15 protein-coding genes are annotated in these 20649 nt (G+C 44.3%); 3 read left to right on the top strand and 12 right to left on the bottom strand.

Annotated features, from left to right (window positions below; translation table 11 throughout):
• Positions 1-2634, bottom strand: coding sequence for a DEAD/DEAH box helicase family protein (locus tag D8847_RS01645; protein WP_125840392.1), 2634 nt, complete (start codon positions 2632-2634; stop codon positions 1-3).
• Between the two features lie 135 nt (positions 2635-2769).
• On the opposite strand from D8847_RS01645, the gene D8847_RS01640 reads away from it, so the two are divergent.
• Positions 2770-3399, top strand: a complete 630-nt coding sequence (locus D8847_RS01640) for a TVP38/TMEM64 family protein (protein WP_125840391.1) — start codon at positions 2770-2772, stop codon at positions 3397-3399.
• Positions 3400-3671: 272 nt separating this feature from the next.
• On the opposite strand, the gene scrK is transcribed toward D8847_RS01640, so the two are convergent.
• Positions 3672-4559 (bottom strand): fructokinase ScrK, encoded by an 888-nt coding sequence (gene scrK / locus D8847_RS01635; protein WP_125840390.1) that lies wholly within the window; start codon positions 4557-4559, stop codon positions 3672-3674.
• Between the two features lie 148 nt (positions 4560-4707).
• A complete protein-coding gene (locus D8847_RS01630) occupies positions 4708-6645 on the bottom strand; it encodes a sucrose-specific PTS transporter subunit IIBC (protein WP_125840389.1) in 1938 nt (645 codons plus the stop codon).
• Between the two features lie 378 nt (positions 6646-7023).
• Here D8847_RS01630 and D8847_RS01620 point away from each other — a divergent pair, with 378 nt between their 5' ends.
• Together D8847_RS01620 and D8847_RS01615 are read left to right on the top strand one after the other, a co-directional pair.
• A complete protein-coding gene (locus D8847_RS01620; RefSeq protein ID WP_125840387.1) occupies positions 7024-8478 on the top strand; it encodes a sucrose-6-phosphate hydrolase in 1455 nt (484 codons plus the stop codon).
• On the top strand, positions 8459-9424 hold the full coding sequence (locus tag D8847_RS01615) for a LacI family DNA-binding transcriptional regulator (protein WP_125840386.1): 966 nt from the start codon (positions 8459-8461) through the stop codon (positions 9422-9424). Before D8847_RS01620 ends, D8847_RS01615 begins: the two co-directional genes overlap by 20 nt.
• 35 nt (positions 9425-9459) lie before the next feature.
• Here the strand turns inward: D8847_RS01615 and D8847_RS01610 are convergent, their stop codons facing one another.
• The 9 genes from D8847_RS01610 to D8847_RS01570 form a co-directional block, all read right to left on the bottom strand.
• A complete protein-coding gene (locus tag D8847_RS01610; protein ID WP_125840385.1) occupies positions 9460-10734 on the bottom strand; it encodes a hydroxymethylglutaryl-CoA reductase, degradative in 1275 nt (424 codons plus the stop codon).
• Positions 10734-11906, bottom strand: coding sequence for a hydroxymethylglutaryl-CoA synthase (locus D8847_RS01605; protein WP_125840436.1), 1173 nt, complete (start codon positions 11904-11906; stop codon positions 10734-10736). Before D8847_RS01605 ends, D8847_RS01610 begins: the two co-directional genes overlap by 1 nt.
• 118 nt (positions 11907-12024) lie before the next feature.
• Positions 12025-12480: a threonine/serine exporter family protein gene (locus tag D8847_RS01600; RefSeq protein ID WP_125840384.1), complete on the bottom strand. Its 456-nt coding sequence runs from the start codon at positions 12478-12480 to the stop codon at positions 12025-12027.
• A gap of 1 nt (position 12481) precedes the next feature.
• Positions 12482-13240, bottom strand: coding sequence for a threonine/serine exporter family protein (locus D8847_RS01595; protein ID WP_125840383.1), 759 nt, complete (start codon positions 13238-13240; stop codon positions 12482-12484).
• An 87-nt stretch (positions 13241-13327) separates the two neighbouring features.
• A complete protein-coding gene (gene pknB, locus D8847_RS01590; protein ID WP_125840382.1) occupies positions 13328-15220 on the bottom strand; it encodes a Stk1 family PASTA domain-containing Ser/Thr kinase in 1893 nt (630 codons plus the stop codon).
• Positions 15217-15957, bottom strand: coding sequence for a Stp1/IreP family PP2C-type Ser/Thr phosphatase (locus tag D8847_RS01585; protein WP_000401533.1), 741 nt, complete (start codon positions 15955-15957; stop codon positions 15217-15219). Before D8847_RS01585 ends, pknB begins: the two co-directional genes overlap by 4 nt.
• A 15-nt stretch (positions 15958-15972) precedes the next feature.
• The gene (gene rsmB, locus D8847_RS01580) at positions 15973-17286 is read right to left on the bottom strand and encodes a 16S rRNA (cytosine(967)-C(5))-methyltransferase RsmB (protein WP_185757900.1); all 1314 of its coding nucleotides are present in this window, start codon (positions 17284-17286) and stop codon (positions 15973-15975) included.
• Positions 17279-18214, bottom strand: a complete 936-nt coding sequence (gene fmt, locus D8847_RS01575) for a methionyl-tRNA formyltransferase (protein ID WP_125840380.1) — start codon at positions 18212-18214, stop codon at positions 17279-17281. Before fmt ends, rsmB begins: the two co-directional genes overlap by 8 nt.
• Before the next feature lie 12 nt (positions 18215-18226).
• Positions 18227-20623 carry a primosomal protein N' gene (locus tag D8847_RS01570; RefSeq protein ID WP_125840379.1) on the bottom strand — a complete coding sequence of 799 codons (2397 nt, stop codon included), beginning with the start codon at positions 20621-20623 and terminating at the stop codon, positions 18227-18229.
• Positions 20624-20649: the final 26 nt, after the last annotated feature.

Raw genomic sequence — 20649 nt, 5'->3', positions numbered from 1 at the left:
CTACTCGAATCGGCTTTTAACCTTCTTCTTAGTCAAGATACGGTCGTTTTTGTTAGAGAGAACTTGGATACGAGCTTCGAGAAGGGTTTTCCTTCCTGCCTCTGTTCGTGTGTAGACGAGATGATAATGTCCGATAGTCGGCGTCAGAAAGTCGAGGAATTTCTGTGCTTCTTCCTTGCGCTTGTCAAAAAGACTAGGCACGACATAGTAAGGTGACTGACCTTGTCGGACTTTCTCTGCCTTCAAGAGATAGCGCTGATTGTCCACTGGAGCAAAGAACTCTCCCACAGTCTGTGCAAACAGCTCCTTATCCCTCATGCTTCCTCCCTTGAGATAGGCAAAAACCATATAGTTATCCTTGTCCTCCTCTACCTGAACACGGGATTGATCGTCTATTAGATGCCCCGAATCTAGCAGAGCCTTTCGGATCTGCTCACCAAGGAATTGCATACGCCTATAGGGGCTTTTATAGAGGAGATAGCGTGATGTAGCAAAAGCTAGAAAGAGGAGACAGGCTGCCGTAAGCCACCAAACTCTAATCAGTCTCAATCTAAACAACAAGAACAATAAATCCACTGCTAGGAGCAACAAAGACATGCGAACCCATTTTAATGCATCAAACTGGAGCATGATTGGAATCTTCTGTTGTTGAGCAGCGACTTCAGTGACAATCTCAAATTGATCTGCCACTACGAGAGCATCTTGCCATTTTTTGCGCAAGCCTGCTCGATCCTTGGAGAGACTCTTAACTCGCTCATTATACTCGCTGATTTGCTTTTTCCTAAAGGGGGGCTTTGGAAAATCCAAACGATCCAAACCGGTCTCAATACTCTCCTGATTATAGGCCAAGCCAAGAAAATGCTCCATCCGTCGCGACAAGGTCTGCAGATCCTGATTGCTCTCTGGTCTAGGCTCCTCACCAGGAAGAGTGATAAGTGCTTGCGCTTGAACGGCTACCAGATGCCAGATGTTACTGGTCTTTTCTGGATGTCCCGGCCAGATACGAATGGCACGGCCACGCATCTGGTTACTTAGCATAAAGCTCCCCACAAAGCTTCCGAGTATTAGGGAATTAACACAAGGAGCATCCCAACCCTCTCCGAGGAGAGATTTGGTTCCGACTAGGACTTGAATCTGCCCTCGTTGAAAAAGCTCCGTCACTGCCGCTACGATTCCCTTAGCTGAGCTAGGAAAACCAACCTGCACATAATCTTTTGGATCCAAGTGACCAATAGATGAGAAACTAAGAGGAACCTGAGGCAAGAGTTCCTTCAACTCTGCTACCACATCGGTAGGCAAAATAACGACACTACCTGACAAGACAGCCAAAGATACAGGGATCTCTTGCTCCTGAGCTTTTCGACGAATGCTTTCAAAATAAGGGAGAACCCCCAACTGAGAAATGGTCGCCTGATCATCTCCCAGATAGGTGGCAAAATCCTTGCGAATATAGTCAGCTAGTACTAACTGTCTCAGTTCCTGACCTAGGCTCTCATACTCCGTCAAAAAGATATCGGCAATGGCAGACAACTTCCCTAGAGATTGGGTTAAAAGTTGGTCAGAAGCCTTAGACTTAACCAGATAAACCTGACGTTTTTCCACCAAGCCACGCGCCTTCAAGTCAGCCTCTAACTTTTTCTTATATCCATCTGGATCCTCATACCAATCTGGTGTCTGATAGAGTATGCTCTGCAACAGCGTCTCCAGCCAGTAGGAGGTCAATGCTGGAAGCTTCTGGGTTCCCAGTAAATTTTGCAAAGATGGAGGAATCGTTAACCCCTGAGAATGCATATAAATCAACATAGCAGACAAGTACTTGGGATCTTCTAAGAGCAAATCAGATGAAATATCCCCTTTGAGGACCTTAGACCCTGCTACAAATGTTTGAAAATCAGGATCGACTATAAGGTGATGAATATAGTCCCACTTAGTCTCCTCAAACCGTTTGAGACGTTCCGCCTCTTCAGCCGTTGGTGAACACATATAGACAAAATCCTGATGAGGACAAAGAGTGTCTTCCTTGACTAGTTCAGGTACCGTGATTTCTTGATCGATCTCCCCACACATACGGATATAGCGTTCCCAGAGTTCAGGCTCGCTGTCATATGGTGGTGTGGCTGTCAGGGAGATGACTTGCAGCTGTTCATACTGCTTGCGAAAGGCTTCCAGACTTTTCCACCATTCATTGCGCAGGTGGTGGCATTCGTCCAAGCAAAGAGTAGCAACTTTCTGAGTTCTTAGACTTGCAAGCAAATCAAATCCCACAAAATCCTCTGCTTCACCATCTTCTTGTGATTGCAGTTGGTTCATGGCACTATGAAAAGCCTGATAGGTCACAATCGTTAATGCTTTCATCTCCTTTAAGTTTTGGGAAACGAGATCTGAAATCTTCTGTTCGTTCTCTAAAAAGGCTGTTTGAATCCTGTCCACCCATTGTTCACGAATGGTGACAGTTGGAACCAAGACAAGGGCTGGATTGCCAAAACGAGCGATTAGCTCGATACCAATGGTGGTCTTGCCGGACCCTGGTGCCGCCACTAGGTGAACATGCCCATCTGCTTGATAGTCTTGAAAACGATCCAAGACCTGTTTTTGGTATTTTCTCCATCTTCCTTTAAAATTTAAATCTAACATTTCTTTCACCGTTATATCTCTTGACTTACTTCTTTAATTGTACCACACTTATATAAAAAGCAAGATAAGGAATCAAATTAGTCTTTATAAGAAAAATATGGTATAGTAGAATCATACTATCTATGAGGAGTTTACATGTCACAGGATAAGCAAATGAAAGCTGTTTCTCCCCTTCTACAGCAAGTCATCAATATTTCATCTATCGTCGGGGGAGTCGGCACCTTGATTTTCTGTATTTGGGCCTATCAGGCAGGAGTGTTACAGTCCAAGGAAACCCTATCGGCCTTTATTCAGCAAGCTGGGGTTTGGGGGCCACCACTCTTTATCTTTTTACAGATCCTACAAACCGTCGTTCCGATCATTCCGGGAGCTTTGACCTCAGTGGCTGGGGTCTTTATTTACGGCCATATCATCGGAACCATCTATAACTATATCGGTATCGTGATTGGCTGTGCCATTCTCTTTTACCTGGTGCGCCTCTACGGAGCCGCCTTTGTTCAGTCTGTCGTCAGCAAGCGTACCTATGACAAGTACATTGGTTGGCTAGATAAGGGCAATCGTTTCGAGCGGTTCTTTATCTTTATGATGATCTGGCCTGTCAGTCCAGCTGACTTTCTCTGCATGCTGGCTGCCCTTACCAAGATGACCTTCAAACGCTATATGATTATCATCATTCTGACCAAGCCCTTTACCCTAGTGGTTTATACTTATGGTTTGACCTATATTATTGATTTCTTCTGGCAGATGTTTTTAGATCATAGATAGACTATAGCCTGATACTAAATATACTTTGGTATGGAAATCATGCCTATTTTTCGATAGTGAATCGAGGACGTACCTAGCCTTTCCGCCGTGATAAAAACACCTGAAATTTAATGGTTTCAGGTGTTGGGAAACTTTGAGACATTAGGCTCAAAGTTTAGGTATGGAATTTCGAAGAAAGTCGCTACCGTCCGTCATCACCTAAGGAAAGGCTCAAAAACATTTTCGTCAAACAAAACATCCGTTTGGTTTCCCAAGCGGATATTTTCTTTGTTTTATTTTGCGACACTCTTAGCAAGGACAAAGTTCCCAAGTGTGGCAGAACCATTTCCAGCAACTGCTGGAGTGACAATGTAGTCACGTACGTCTGGTACTGGAAGGTAACCATTTAGAAGAGCTGTGAATTTCTCACGCACACGGTCCAGCATGTGTTGTTGGGCCATGACTCCACCACCAAAGACGATCACATCTGGACGGAACGTCACGGTAGCATTGACCGCAGCCTGAGCGATATAGTAGGCTTGGACGTCCCAAACAGAACTGTTGAGTTCGATGTTTTCACCGCGAACACCTGTACGAGCTTCCAAACTTGGTCCAGCCGCGAAGCCTTCCAAACAGCCCTTGTGGAAAGGACAAACACCGTTGAATTCTTTTTCAATATCCATTGGGTGTTTGGCTACATAGTAGTGACCCATCTCAGGGTGACCGACGCCACCGATAAACTCACCACGTTGGATAACACCTGCACCGATCCCTGTACCGATTGTGTAGTAAACCAAGTTTTCGATACGGCCACCAGCATTGTTACGAGCAACCACTTCACCATAGGCAGAGCTATTTACGTCAGTTGTGAAATACATGGGTACGTTGAGGGCACGACGAAGGGCACCAAGTAGGTCTACATTTGCCCAGTGAGATTTTGGAGTCGTTGTGATAAAGCCATAGGTTTTTGAGTTTTTGTCGATATCGATAGGACCAAAGGAACCGATGGCAAGGCCTGCAAGATTATCGAATTTTGAAAAGAACTCGATAGTTTTATCAATCGTTTCGATTGGAGTTGTTGTAGGAAACTGTGTTTTTTCTACAACATTAAAATTTTCATCTCCGACAGCACAGACAAACTTTGTACCGCCCGCTTCTAAGCTTCCATATAATTTTGTCATGATAAACCTCTTATCTTTGTTTTCTCTATTATAGCACACTTTAAAGGGCTAGATTTCTCAATATTTTAGATTTTCCTCTGTAAATCTTACTATCTAATAAAAACGAACAAACATATCATTTGTTCGTTTTCACTTTAGAGAGGATTGATTAGATTTTCACTTCAATAACGACATCACCCTTAACAACTGAACCGCTTGCGACTGGTGTCACAGAAGCGTAGTCTGCTGTGTTGGTTACGATAACCATTGTTGTGTCGTCAAGACCTGCGGCAGCGATTTTGTTTGAGTCAAAGGTTCCAAGAACGTCACCTGCTTTGACCTTGTCTCCTTGAGCAACTTTTGCTTCAAAACCTTCACCATTCATAGATACAGTATCGATACCAACGTGGATCAAGATTTCAGCTCCATTTGCTGTCTTCAAACCGTAAGCATGTCCTGTAGCAAAGGCGATCGATACTTCGGCATCAGCTGGTGCGTAAACCACGCCTTGGCTTGGTTTTACAGCGATCCCTTGTCCCATTGCACCACTTGAAAATACTGGGTCATTGACATTCTCAAGAGCAACTACGTCACCAACGATAGGAGTTTGGATTGTTTCATTTTGAAGAGTATCAAACTCTTCCACTACTGGTGCTTCTACTGTAGTTTCAGTAACTGTTTCTGCAGTTGCTGCTGCAGCCTCATCAGCAAAGACACCTGCCGCTTTTGTTTTACCATAGAAATAAGTCAAAGCAAAGGCTGCAACAAATGAAATCACTTCTGCAACTACATACATAGGGATTGAACCTGCTTTAATAGATAGGAATCCGATAAATCCAGCCGCTCCCAAAGAAACTGCAATGACATGGGTCAAACCTGCCACAAAGGCACCAACTGCTGAACCAGCAAGAGCACAGAAGAATGGGAATTTATATTTCAAGTTCACCCCAAATAGGGCAGGCTCAGTAATCCCAAGGAAAGCAGAGACAGCCGCAGAACTTGACAATCCTTTAGTTTTAGCATTTTTAGTCAAGAAGTAGATTGCGAGAGTGGCTGCACCTTGCGCCACGTTTGCCATTGAAGCAACAACAAAGATGTAGTCACCAAATCCAGTACCGTTATTATTGTATGCCGATAATAACTGAGTTTCAATAGCAGGGAATGATTGGTGAAGCCCCGTCATAACAATCAATGAGTATGTTCCACCAAAGAGCCCCATACCAAATGCACCTGTAGTATTGTATAGCCATACAATAACATTAGTAATCGCATCAGAAACCACCAACATCACAGGACCAATAACTGTAAAAGTTAGGAATCCTGTAATCATAACTGATAAAAGCGGAGTAAAGGTGAAGTCAACCGCAGAAGGCAATTTCTTGTGGAAGAATTTTTCTAAAGTTGCCAACAACCAGACAGCTACAAGGACTGGGATTACTTGATAAGCATAGTTTGTTTGTGTAACATGGAAACCTAAAATATCCCAAAAAGCTTCTTTACCACCCAAATCTGGTGTGGTCATAATCATACCGATAGCCGCACCAAGAAATTGGTTTGCTCCAAAGCGTTTAGCTGCTGAAATACCTACCAAAACAGGCAAGAACATAAATGGGGCAGCAGACATCAATTGAATCATCGCTGAGATCCCTTTGATAGCAGGGTACATGTCTTCAATAGATTGAGGTCCAAATAAGTCTGGTGATGTCAAGAAGTTACGTAATGCCATCAAAAGACCACCCGCAACCAATGCAGGAATGATTGGAACGAAGATATCTGACAAAAGCTTAATCAAATCCATCAATGGATTAAATTTTTTGTCTCTATTCACAATCTCTTTTAAATCATCTGTGGAAGCTTCTTTCAAACCTGTTTTTTTGATGATTTCTGCATATACAAAGTTAACGTCTCCGGGGCCAATAATAATTTGATATTGTCCGTTAGTGCTAAAAGTCCCCTTCACATCCGCATTATTATCTAGAGCTGCTTGGTTCACTTTTGTTTCATCTTTTAATACCAGACGAAGGCGGGTCGCACAATGTGCTGCAGCTACAAGATTCTCTTTGCCGACAGCCTCAATGACCTCGGCAGCAACTTTACTATAATCCATAGCAAAAATCTCCTTATAAAAACTTTGTTCTTGTTTGAAAGCGATTTTATTCGCCCTACGACTATTATTTTATCATGTTTCTAAAATATGTCAAGCGTTTTGCAGGATTTTTTATTTCCTTTCTTTTGCTCCTGGTTATTCTTGCTCATTTTTGAGGGATATTTTCTTTTTCCTCAAAAAAATATCTTTATATTTGAGGGAACAAGGCTTTTATTTACATTTTCTTTCATTTTTTCGTGAAAATTTGCCAGATTTCCTTCGTTTAATTTCCGGTAATCGTTTGACATATTTTTCTTTTTTTTAACATAAAAGACTTGCTTTTTTTGCCGAAAACGTTTACTATTAATAATAGAATAGAACTTATGGAGGAAAGATAAAATGGAATGGACAACCGAGCGTCGTTATAGACCCTATGAAGATTGGACGCAAGAAGAAATTCAACATATAAAGGAAAAGATGGCACAATCTCCATGGCATACTCGTTACCATGTTGAGCCTAAAATGGGGCTTCTTAATGATCCAAATGGCTTTTCTTATTTTGATGGCAAATGGATCCTCTTTTACCAAAACTTCCCCTTCGGTGCAGCCCACGGTTTAAAATCTTGGGCGCAGCTAGAAAGTGATGATTTGGTTCACTTTAGAGAAACTGGAGTCAAAGTTTTGCCAGATACTCCATTGGATAGCCACGGTGCCTACTCTGGTTCTGCCATGCAGTTTGGCGATAACTTGTTCCTATTTTATACAGGAAATGTCCGTGATGAAAACTGGATCCGTCATCCTTACCAAATTGGTGCTTTGATGGATAAGGATGGCAAGATTACAAAGATTGACAAAATCTTGATTGACCAGCCATCTGACTCTACTGACCACTTCCGCGACCCGCAAATTTTTAACTTCAAAGGTCAATACTATGCTATCGTCGGTGGACAGGATTTGGAGAAAAAAGGCTTCGTCCGTCTCTACAAGGCTGTTGACAACGACTACACAAACTGGCAAGCAGTTGGCAATCTTGACTTCGCTAACGATCGCACTGCCTACATGATGGAATGCCCAAATCTGGTCTTTGTAGGGGAGCAACCTGTCCTTCTCTACTGTCCACAAGGATTGGATAAAAAAGTTCTAGACTACGATAATATCTTTCCAAATATGTACAAAATCGGGGCTTCCTTTGATCCTAAAAACGCTAAAATGGTAGATGTGTCTCAACTTCATAATCTAGACTATGGTTTCGAAGCCTATGCAACTCAAGCCTTCAACGCTCCTGACGGACGTGCACTAGCAGTAAGTTGGCTTGGTTTACCAGATGTTTCCTACCCATCTGATCGATTTGATTATCAAGGTGCCCTCTCACTGGTTAAGGAACTCACTATCAAAGACGGCAAACTCTACCAATACCCTATCGCAGCTATCAAAGAACTTCGTTCTTCTGAAGAGGTCTTCTCAAATCGTACTCAAACCAACAACACCTATGAACTCGAGCTCAACTTGGAGGCCAATAGCCAGAGCGAGATTGTCTTACTTGCTGATAAAGAAGGCAAGGGACTTTCCATCAACTTTGACCTTGCCAATGGTCAAGTGACAGTGGATCGTAGCCAGGCTGGAGAACAGTATGCCCAAGAATTTGGGACGACTCGTTCTTGCCCTATCAATAACCAAGCTACAACTGCCACTATCTTCATCGACAAGTCGGTCTTTGAAATTTTCATCAATAAAGGAGAAAAAGTATTTTCTGGTCGTGTCTTCCCACATGCGGACCAAAATGGGATCCTCATCAAGTCTGGAAACCCAACTGGAACTTACTATGAATTAGATTATGGTCGCAAAACTAACTGATGTCGCAAAACTTGCAGGCGTTAGCCCTACTACCGTCTCACGGGTCATCAATAAAAAGGGTTATCTATCTGAGAAAACCATTCAAAAGGTAAATGAAGCCATGCGAGAGCTAGGCTACAAGCCCAACAATCTGGCTCGAAGCCTCCAAGGAAAATCTGCCAAGTTGATTGGACTTATTTTTCCAAACATCAGTCATGTCTTTTATGCGGAGTTGATTGATAAGTTGGAACACCAGCTCTTCAAAAATGGCTACAAGACCATCATCTGTAACAGTGAACATGACTCTGAAAAAGAACGGGAGTACATTGAAATGCTGGAGGCCAATCAGGTAGACGGTATCATTTCTGGGAGTCACAACTTGGGAATCGAAGACTACAATCGTGTGACGGCGCCGATCATTTCCTTTGACCGAAACTTGTCTCCAGACATCCCTGTTGTCTCCTCTGACAACTACGGTGGCGGGGTCCTCGCAGCCCAAACTCTGGTCAAGACAGGCGCCCAGTCTATCATCATGATTACAGGAAATGATAACTCGAATTCACCGACTGGACTACGCCACGCTGGCTTTGCCTCTGTTCTCCCGAAAGCACCTATTATCAATGTTTCGAGTGACTTTTCGCCCGTCCGAAAAGAAATGGAAATCAAGAATATCTTGACCCATCAGAAACCAGATGCGATTTTTGCTTCGGATGATTTGACAGCTATTCTGGTCATTAAAATTGCTCAAGAACTGAGAATTTCTGTTCCTGAGGAGCTCAAGGTCATCGGTTATGATGGGACTTACTTTATCGAGAACTATTATCCTCATTTGACAACGATTAAGCAGCCTATGAAAGAGATTGCCCAACTCACTGTCGATCTTCTCTTACAGAAGATTGAAGGTAAAGAGGTCGCGACAACCGGTTACTTCTTACCCGTTACTCTATTACCAGGAAAAAGTATTTAAGTACAAAAAACTCAGACTGATTTGTCTGAGTTTTTTTACGATCTTAAGTTTTCGAGATAGCGCTGGGCTGTCTCTAAGTTAAAGGTTTTATCTGCGATGAGGCGCTCAACGAGGGGAGCAACTTCGGACTCACTAGCACCTGCTAGGAGAGCTAGGGATTTGGCCTGCAATTTCATGTGGCCTTGCTGGATGCCCGTACTTACCAAGGCTTTGAGGGCCGCAAAGTTTTGGGCGAGACCGATAGACACGATAATCTGAGCTAATTCTTTGGCAGAAGGATTTCCCAGCAGTTCATGACTGAGGGCTACACGCGGGTTGAGACCGATTGAGCCACCCTTGGTCGCTACCGGCATGGGTAGGGTCATCTCACCGACCAATTCTTCTCTTTCCATGTCCAGTGTCCATTGACTAAGACCTTGATAGCGTCCATCTCGACTGGCAAAGGCATGGGCCCCAGCTTCGATGGCACGCCAGTCATTACCAGTGGCAATCAAAATCGCATCAATACCATTAAAAATCCCTTTATTGTGAGTCGCTGCTCGGTAGGGATCAGCCTGCGCAAACTGGCTAGCCAAAGCTATTTTCTCCGCAATTTCTCGTCCTTGGTCCCTTTGGGGACTCAAGTAGCGAAAGGCGATACGACAGCTTGCAGTCACCAAAGAATCGGTCGCGTAGTTGGACAGAATCCCCATAAGGCTCTGCCCTTGACTGAGTTCTTCTAAGACTGGTTTCAAGGCTTCCAGCATGGTGTTGAGCATATTTGCTCCCATGGCTTCCTGGGTATTGACATGAAGATAAACAACGAGAAAGTCTGTTTCACCTTTGATCTGCTCTATATGCAAATCACGCGCCCCACCCCCACGTTTGACGATGGACGGATAGGCTTGATTGGCAAGTTCTAAGAGCTCCGCCTTCTTGCTGACAATCTTCTCTTGCGCTTGTTCAGGATCAGCAACTTGATAAAGGGCTACCTGACCAATCATCTGGCGCAGATGAACCTGAGCAGTAAAGCCACCAGACCGCTTGATGATTTTACTTGCATAGCTGGCCGCAGCAACCACTGAGGGTTCTTCTGTCACATAGGGAACTGTATAGTCCTGACCATTCACCAAAAGCTCTGGAATGATCGAATAAGGAAGAGAAAAAGTTCCTACCACATTCTCACTCAGCTGGTCTGCAACAGCCAAACTGATCTGTTCATCCTGCTCCAGACTGGTTTGCTTTTCAGGACTAAGGAGCGCCTGAGCTCGCAACAACTCAAGGCGCTCATGGTATGATTTTTTAGAAAATCCATTCCAACTTAACTTCATTATTTTTCAACCTTGCTATAACGGCGTTGGTGGTCGACAATTTCAACCAAGGCATAGTCTTGATTTTCATAAGCTGCAAATTGGGCTGAGCCAGACTCATCCAACTGCACCTCTTCGAAAAAGACTTTTTCATAGTCCGCAACAGACAATGCTGTACGTTGTTTGAGTTTGCTCAAGCGCTCTTTGTCGAGATAGGCCTCATAGCCTTCGACCAATTCACCACTAAAGAACTCTGAAACCGCTCCACTTCCGTAACTGTAGAGGGCAATTTTATCGCCAGCCTTCAAAGTCTCTGCATTTTCCAAAAGGGAAAGAAGGCCGAGGAAGAGAGAACCTGTGTAGATATTTCCAATCATCTGACTGTAAAGAATAGACTTGTCAAAGTTTTCTTGCAAACTATCCTGTTTTTCTTTAGACAAAGTTTTGTCCATCATCTTGCGCAAGCCTTTTAAGGCCAACTTAGGATAAGGCAAGTGGAAGCAGATAGCCGCAAAGTCATCCATAGTCCAATCATAGCGTTTCTTGTATTCATCCCAAGTCGTTGTCAGGCAATCAAGATACTGTTGGGTCGAGTACATGCCGTTTACATAAGGAGTGCTTGAGTAGTTCGGACGCCAGAAATCCATGATGTCGCGCGTTTGAGCAACGTTATCATTGTTAAAAGCCATGATGCGCGGATTTTGGGTGATCAACATCGCCACACTTCCAGCACCCTGAGTTGGTTCACCCGGAGTTCCGACACCATACTTGGCAATATCACTGGCAATGACCAAAACCTTAGACTCTGGAGAATTTTCCACATGCAATTTAGCATAATGAAGGGCAGCTGTCGCTCCATAGCAGGCTTCTTTGATTTCAAAGCTCCGAGCGAAAGGCTGAATGCCTAATAAGCCATGAACAAAGACTGCCGCTGCCTTACTCTGGTCAATCCCTGACTCGGTCGCCACGATGACCATATCGATTTCTTCTTTTTCTTTGTCTGTTAAAATAGAGTTGCTTGCACTAGCTGCCAAGGTAACAATGTCCTCAGTCAGTGGCGCAATACTAATTTCATTTAACAAGAGTCCCTTGCTAAATTTTTCGGGGTCAACTCCCCTCGCTTCTGCTAAGTCTTGTAATTTCAAGACGTATTGACTGGTTGCAAAACCAATCTTATCAATACCGATTGTCATATTTACCTCTGTTTTTTCATTCATTGTAAAAAATCGTTTCATTCTATTTTATCACAAATAGGGACAAAAGAGAGAAAAAAGACTTGATTCAACAAATCAAGTCTTTGCTTTGACTGCATTAGGAAGAGATTCCTCGTTGTTTGCGGATGTAGTAATAAAGCTTTAGAATTACCGTTCCACTTGCCATTCCAATAGAAATAACGAGGGCTAACATAACCACCAAAGTCGCGCTGGCAATAGCATGGCTGTAATCGCCTGTCACAAAGAAAGCTGTCGTTCGATAGGATAAATAACCCGGCACCAAGGGGGCAAGAATAGCCAAGACAAAGACCACCGCTGGTGTCTTATAGACAATACTTAAAATCTGACTGATGCAAGAGCCAATTACTGCTGCGATAAAGGTCGCTACAATAACATTGGTTGGATCTTTGAGCACGAGATAGAGGAGCCAAACGCCCATTCCCAAAATACCACCAGGTAGGAGCATGGAGCGTTGAACATTCAGTACGATTAAAAAGGTGATAATGGCGAGTAAACTCGCCACTGCTTGGAGCAAAATACTTGTTAGAGTCATCTTATGTCATCAAAACCAGGGCGACTGAGGTGCCAGCCCCTAAAGCGAGGGTAATGAGCAAAGATTCAAACATCTTGCTCATACCAGAGTTGATATGGTTGGTCATGATATCCCGAACTGCATTTGTCAGAGCAATCCCTGGAACAAAGGGCATGACCGCTCCTGCTATAATCAGGTCTGCCGTCGAAGGAAATCCTGTATAGCGGGCCCAGAACTGGGCGATCAATCCGAAAACAAAGGCACCCGCAAAGGCCGTTACAAAAGGAATGCGGACAAATTTCTCTACGTAGAGAGAGAAGGCAAATCCAAATAAAGTCGCAATAGCTGCACCAAAAGCGTCATAAACATTGCCCCCAAACATAATCGAGAAGAAAGGGGCACTGAGGGTCGCTGCTACGGTCACTTGGAACTTGGTATAAGGAAGGGCTTGATTGCCAATTTCTTTGAGCTTTTTAAAGGCTGTCAAGAGATCAATCTGCCCACCCACAAGCTCCCGTGATACTTGGTTGACATCACAGACTTTTTCAATGTTATAAGAGGATGAGGTCACCCGTTTCATCCGAGAAATATTGGTATTTTCGATAGAAAAGAAAATAGCTGCAGGCATGGCAAGTACATTGCAATCCATTATTCCCTGCGAATGGGCAATACGGATCATAGTATCCTCAACCCGATGAATCTCTGAGCCACTTTTCAGGAGAATGGTTCCTGCTAGCATAATCACATCAATGACGGCATTCAACTCTCTCGATTCGTCCATTTTCTCCTCCTTTTTTCTACTCCCTATATTTTATCACAAAATCTTGTGAAAAAAAATCTTTGTCATGAAATCATGACAAAGATTCGTTTAATCTCGAGAACTTTCGTGAGTTCCTTCACTATTGGATGAACTGCTCGAAGGAGTGTTCCCTTGTTGATTTCCTTGTTGGTTCCCCTGGTTTGGACTTGTAGGAGAACCCTGGTTCCCACGTTGGGCAGGATTAGAGGATGAAGTTGATGGTGGCGTTTTTGGTTTGTAGATGGAAAGTTTGATACGCGTACTTGCAAGATCAACCTGTTCTCCTGCTCTTGGCGTTTGACTTACAACTGTACCTTCTGCCGTTCCTTCAGGAGCAGTCGAAACCTCGACAACCTCAATATTAGCCTCTTTTACACCGACAATCTGAGTCAAATTATTCTTTGTAAATTCGAGACTTGAACCAATATAACTTGGCATAGAAACGCTTGTTACTTTCTTAGCAACCGTTAAAGTAATTGTGCTAGCTTTTGAAAGATCATAAGTCGTACCTGCCGCAGGACTTTGTCTGAGAATGGTTCCAGGTTCGCTTTCGCTGGATTCTTCCTCTTCCATCTTGATTAGATTCTCAGGAACCTTCTTCTCCTTGAGTTCAGCTACGGCATCCGTATACTTGCGTCCAACATAATTGCTCAATTGGAAGGATTGCTTACCAGAAGAAACGATCAAATTAACCTTGGTTCCTTCTTTTCGGCCGCTACCAGCTTCTGGATCCGTTCGAATAACACGTCCTTCTGCTACTGTATCACTAGCCTCTGACTTTTCTTCACCGGCTTCAAACTTGGATTTTTTAAGAGCTTCTTTTGCCTCTGCAACAGTTTGTCCAGCCACGTCAGGAATAGCAATCGTTGCTGGTGTTCTAGATAAAATCCAGACTAAAGAAGCTGCAACTAATAGAAGACTAGCTAAAAGAATCATATAGCGAGCCTTAAACTTCCGCTTTTTAATTGGCTTTTGCGTAGGTGCTTGCTCTGGGGTTAATTTCTTTGACTGAGGACGTTCTTCCTGCGCCGGAGCTTTTGGAATCGAGGTCAATGTACTTTGTGGGACTTTAGGTAAAGTCTTCGTATCCGCCTTACTCGCATCGTCAAAGACCAGTTTCGGTTCATTCCGACGATTATAAGACAAGCTAGTTGACAAGTCCATATACATTTCTGAAACAGACTGATAGCGATCAGACAATTTCTTAGCAGTTGCCTTGATGACAACATTTTCCAAAGCCTGAGGGACAGATGGGTTTTCAGCAATGACGGACGGAAGTGGCTTCTGGAAATGCTGAAGGGCAATCGTAACCGCACTATCCCCATCATAAGGGATATGTCCCGTCAGCATTTCATAGAAAATAATCCCCATTGCATAGATATCACTCTGGAAGGTCGCTTTTGAACCACGCGCTTGCTCAGGTGACAAATAATGAACCGAACCCAGCATCGAGTTGGTCTGGGTCAGACTCGTCTCTGCAAAGGCCACTGCAATCCCAAAGTCAGTAACTTTAGCAGTTCCATCTGGTGTCAAGAGGATATTTTGAGGTTTCAAATCTCGGTGAACAATTCCTCTAGCATGAGCTAAACGCATAGCCAAAAGAATCTGTCCCATAATCCGAACCGCTTCTTCATTTGAAAGAGGATAGTGTTCTTTGATATAACGCTTGAGGTCAAGTCCTGCTACGTATTCCATAGCTAGGTACTGTTGGCCATCTTCCTCACCGATATCTGTTATCCGAACGATATGAGGATGGTCCAGATCCGCCATAGCCCTCGCTTCCCGCTGGAAACGTGCCACAGCAATCGGGTCCGTCTGGTAGTTGGTCCTCAGGACCTTAACTGCCACCTCTTCCCCATCTAGGATCAAATCCTTGGCCAAGTAAACATCTGCCATGCCTCCTCGACCAATCTGCTTGACAATCCGATACCGCCCGGCAAAAATCTTGCCGATTTGGATCATTCTGCCGCCTCCTCATTCATGTAAACAAGGGCAACCGTAATGTTGTCTAAACCTCCTGCATTGTTAGCAAAACGAATGAGGGTAGCCGCCTTGTCTGCTAGGGAAATATCGCTGGTTACGATATCATAAATCTCGCTTGCCGAAATCATATTGGTCAAACCGTCACTATTGAGCAAGAGATAATCTCCTGACTCCAGTGTAATCATCCCAAAATCAGGCTGGATTTCATCTTTTTGTCCGATAGACTGTGTGATGATATTCTTTTGAGGGTGAGTTTCTGCCTCTTCTGGAGTCAATTGACCAGCCTTGAGCAATTCATTAACCAAGGAATGGTCACTCGTCAACTGGTGGTATTCTTCTCCACGAATCAAACCGATACGAGAATCTCCAATGTGAGCATAGATGGCTTGGTTGTCAATAAACGCAACAGCTTCTAGCGTTGTCCCCATGCCTCTGTATGCTTCGTCCTGACCTAGTTGATGAATTTTTTGATTTTCAATCTCCAGGTAGTGGGCAAACCACTCACGAACTTCATTGACTGAGTTAATTTGGGTATCCACCCAATCCACACCGAGGTCTGTGACTGCCATCTCACTAGCGATATTTCCTGCACGGTGTCCTCCCATCCCGTCAGCCAAGATGATCATAGTGCGTCCTGCTCGGTTGACAAAGTGATTGACATAGTCCTGATTATTTGTTCGTTTCTGACCAACATCTGTTAATAATGCTATTTCCATTGTGTCAGTTCCTTCCTATTCTGATATCTTGCGAAATTGGCTAATGAAGAATCCATCACTTCCATACAATTCTGGAGTAATCAGGATACAGCCATCTTTCAGGATATCTTTACATTCGTGTTCTAGTTTAACCTGCTCAAACTCGGGATGACTTTCTAAAAACGCCTCAACGACTTGAAAGTTCTCCTCAGAGACAATAGTACAGGTACTATACGTTATTATACCACCTTTTCGTAGTGTTTGACAAACACTACCTAATATTTCCAGCTGAATTTCCTGTAAGGAGGTGAAATCTGCCGTTTCTTTATTGTATTTGATGTCTGGTTTGCGACGTAAAAGTCCAATCCCAGAACAAGGAGCATCTACCAAAATCTTATCAAAAGAGTCCCGACCGAAAAACTCATGCACTTTTCTGGCATCCAATTTTTGCGTTTGCACTCGATCTGCCACACCTAAACGCTCCGCATTTTCTTGGATCAAGTCCAACTTATGATCATACAAGTCCAGAGCAGTTACCTGACCTTTCGTGAGGTAAGAAGCCATATGGGCTGTTTTCCCACCCGGAGCGGCACAGGCATCCAAGACTTGTTCATCACCTTGTAGATCAAGAGTCGGAGCAACCAGTTGACTGGACTCGTCTTGGATGGTAATAGCCCCTTCTGCAAACAAATCATGGCCTGCAAAGTGGCCGTGCTCCTTGACCAGACCAGTGGCCGCCAAAGGGGAATCAGTCGCCTCTAACTCGGCTTTGATTTCCTCCTTTCGACTCAAGTCGGTCACTCGGATGCTGGCTTTGTTGCGCACCAAGAGGCTTTCAAAAATGGCTTGAGCTCGCTCTTCACCGTATTCTTCCTTGAGCTTAGATACTAGCCAAACTGGGAGAGAATAGGCAATGGAATCACGCTTGTTTTTGCGTTTGATAGTTGCAACATCTGGCCACCCTTCTCGCAAGATACGACGAAGGACAGCATTGACCAGCTTTTCACTGCCTTTTTTACGTGCTTTAGCTATTTCCACTGCTTCATTGACCACAGCATGGTCAGGCACCTTATCTAGAAAACGGACTTGGTAGGCGCTCATGAGAAGAAGGACATAGAGCCAGTTATCTAGCTTGTCTCGGTCTTCAATAAAGTGGGACAGGTACCATTCTAAGGTGAGTTTGCGGGCTACCGTTCCGTAGACAATCTCTGTCACCAAACCCTTGTCTGCTGCTGAAAGTTGACTGCCCTTGAGGTGTTTATTTAAGGCAATATTGGAGTATGCTTGGTTGGCAAGAACATCCTCTAACACTGCTAGAGCAAGATTTCTAGCTGTTTCTACTTTAGTCACCAAATCGTTCTCCTACAGTCAATGTCCGTCCAACTCCGTTGAGGAAGGAAGCAATGTCCATCTTAGGCTTACCTGCTGGCTGCACTTGCTTGAGAGATAGAGCTCCTTCAGCCGTTGCAACGATCAATTCCTTTTTACCAATAGAGAGGATTTCACCTGGATTTCCCTGATCTTCTACTGGCAGGGCTTCATAAATCTTAAAGCGGTCGCCCTTAAGGAAAGTATGGGCAACAGGCCACGGATTCATCCCACGGATTTGGTTGAAGAGTTGGCGATTGGTTTTAGTCCAATCGAGTTTCTCTTCTTCTGGCTTAATATTTGGCGAGAAAGTGACTTGACTAGGATCTTGAGGCACAGGTTTGATTTCTCCTGCTAGGTATCCAGGTAGCGTATCCAAAAGCAAATCCCGACCAACAATCGCTAATTTTTCAAACAAGGTGCCGACATTGTCCTCATCTGTGATAGGAATACTGCGACGGGAAATCATATCACCTGCATCCATCTCCTTGACCATTTCCATGATAGTCACACCAGCTTCCTCATCCCCTTGAATCAAGGCATAATGAATGGGTGCGCCACCACGGTGTTTGGGAAGAAGGGAAGCGTGAACGTTGACCGCAAAATCCATGCTATCAAAGAGTTTACTTGGGAGAAACTGTCCAAAAGCAGCAGTGATAATTCCATCTGCTCCTAAATTCATAATGGCTTCCATCTCTGGACTTCCAGATAATTTTTCAGGCTGGTAAATGGGAAGATCTGCTTCTTTGGCAGCCTGCTTGACTGGGGTTTCTTGGATCACTTTTTTACGGCCGACAGCGCGGTCTGGCTGGGTCACAACAGCTAGAATCTCGTAACGATCATCTGATAACAAACCCTTCAAAACTGTCGCTGAAAAATCAGGTGTCCCCATAAAGATTAGTTTTGTCATTTCTTCTCCTCCTTATAAAAATTGCTGCGGTTCATGGTCAATGCTGAGACGAAGCTCGCTATTTTCCCGTTCTTGAGTCAAGGCCAAAACCTGGTTGAGGGTTGGTCCTAGCTCATCTTCTAAACGGTATTTAATCAAAATCTGGTAATGATAAAGGTTGTGGGTACGGGCAATGGGTTTTGGCGTTGGTCCAAGGATTTTACTAGTTTCCGATAAACCTGAGCGCAAAATTCCCATGACTTCATAGGCACGTTTGACAACCTCTTCTTCTTTCTTGTGAGAGAGGGTAATCCCAATAGTGAAATAGTAAGGCGGATAGCCGAGTTGGCGCCTGATACTCATTTCATAGGCATAAAAACCTTCATAATCCTGTTCCTTGGCAAATCGAATGGCATAGTGCTCAGGATTGTAAGACTGGATCAAGACATGCCCAGCCTTTTCTGCACGACCTGCCCGACCAGCCACCTGAGTTAAGAGTTGGAAGGTTCTCTCGGAAGAACGAAAATCAGGTAGATTCAAGGCCGTATCCGCATTGAGCACTCCGACTAGGGTCACATTTGGAAAATCCAAGCCCTTGGCAATCATCTGAGTTCCCAGCAAGATATCTGCTTCCCCTCGTCCAAACTGGTCAAGAAGAGCTTGGTGACTGCCTTTCTTGCGAGTCGTATCCACATCCATCCGCAGAATGCAAGCCTGAGAAAAGAGCTCTGCTAGCTCATCGTAGGCTTTCTGAGTCCCTGTACCGTAGTAGCGAATACTGCTGCTTTGACAGTTGGGACAGACATGAGGAATCCCCTTGGAAAAGCCACAGTAATGGCAGTTCATGGTCTTGGTATCCATGTGGAGAGTCAGAGAAATATCACAGTTGGGACAACTATCTACCGTCCCACACTCCCGACACATAACAAAGCTAGAATAACCCCGACGGTTGAGCATGAGGACTACCTGCTCTTTTTTATCCAGACGATCTTGAATGGCCTCTAGCAAAGGAGGGGTAAAGTTTGACGTCTCATTCTGCCCGATATAGTCACGAAAGTCAATCACTTGAACTTCAGGAATAGTGGCTAAAGGATTGGCCCGTTGGGTCAGACGTAAGTGTTGATAGACACCTTTTCCAGCCCGCGCACGGCTCTCTAAGCTCGGTGTTGCCGAACCAAGGACTAGGGCTGCTTGATTATACTGGGCCCGTAGAATGGCTACCTCTCTAGCATGATAACGGGGATTGCTGTCTTGTTTGTAGCTGGCTTCATGCTCTTCATCAATAATCATGACACCCAGATTTTTCAAAGGAGCAAAGATAGCTGATCGAGCACCAACAACAACTTGGGCATCGCCGCGTTCGACCTTGCGCCATTCGTCGTACTTCTCACCATTGGATAGGCCTGAGTGAAGAATGGCTACTTTCTCACCGAAACGAGCAATGAAACGCTCCGTCATCTGTGGCGTCAGAGAAATCTCAGGTACCAGCAAAATAGCCGTCTTGCCCTTGTCCAAGGCTCCTTGGATAATCTGCAAGTAAACCTCAGTTTTCCCACTTCCTGTAATCCCTTGAAGGAGGAATGGAGGCTGTTGACTGCCAATGGCACTGACAACCGCATCACGTGCCTGTCTTTGTTCAGGATTCAATTCCAAAGGTTGGCTGGCTTCAATGCCTTCGAAATAAGCAGCTGAACGTTGCACTTCCTTTTGAATTAAGGTTAGAGCTCCTTGCTCCACAAAGAAGTTGGCTTGCTCGCGTGAGTAGAATTCTAACAAGCTAGCCAGAGGAGCACTTTCAGAATGAGACAGCAGATAGTCTCTCAATTCTAACTTTTTCTTGGCACGCGCAGAAATCTCAATCTGCTCTAGTCGATTAGCATTAACCACATACCAAGACTGAGTCTTGACCTTCTTTTGATCGACTGCCTGGTATTCTAAGCGGAGCAGACCTTTCCTGGTCAAGCGCATCATTTCTGCCTGTTTGGCCAAATCTAGAGAAGAAAAGGCTAGCGAATCTCCTGAACCGAACAAGCGCTCTTTGTCTGTCTGACTCAGACCTTCCAGAGGATAGAGAATCTTATCATAACTGGAGTTTAAAAATCCTGGCAACATGGCTTTTAGGATGGAGATTTTGTAAGAAAAGACAGACTTGCGTAATTCCTCAGCTAGCCAGAGTTGCTCTTGCGTGAGGACAGGAGAAAAATCTAGCACCTCTGCAATCTCCTTCAAGTCCTGATTGGCAGCTTCTTCATCCGACTGGGACTCCAAGCCTAGCACAATTCCTTGGATCAAACGATTACCCTTGCCGAAGGGGACATGGACCCGCATACCGACTTCCAGCATCTCTTCAAATTCCTCAGGGACTCTATAACTATAGGGCTGGTCCGTCTGCATCAGGGGAACATCCACGATAATCTTTGCAATAGCCATCTTCTCACCTCCTTCTTGTCAGTAAA

The organism is Streptococcus mitis, from assembly GCF_003942795.1.
GTDB classification, from domain to species: Bacteria; Bacillota; Bacilli; order Lactobacillales; family Streptococcaceae; genus Streptococcus; species Streptococcus mitis_BJ.
The sequence above is the reverse complement of the archived record's forward strand: the minus strand, read 5'-3'. Positions and strand labels throughout refer to the sequence as shown.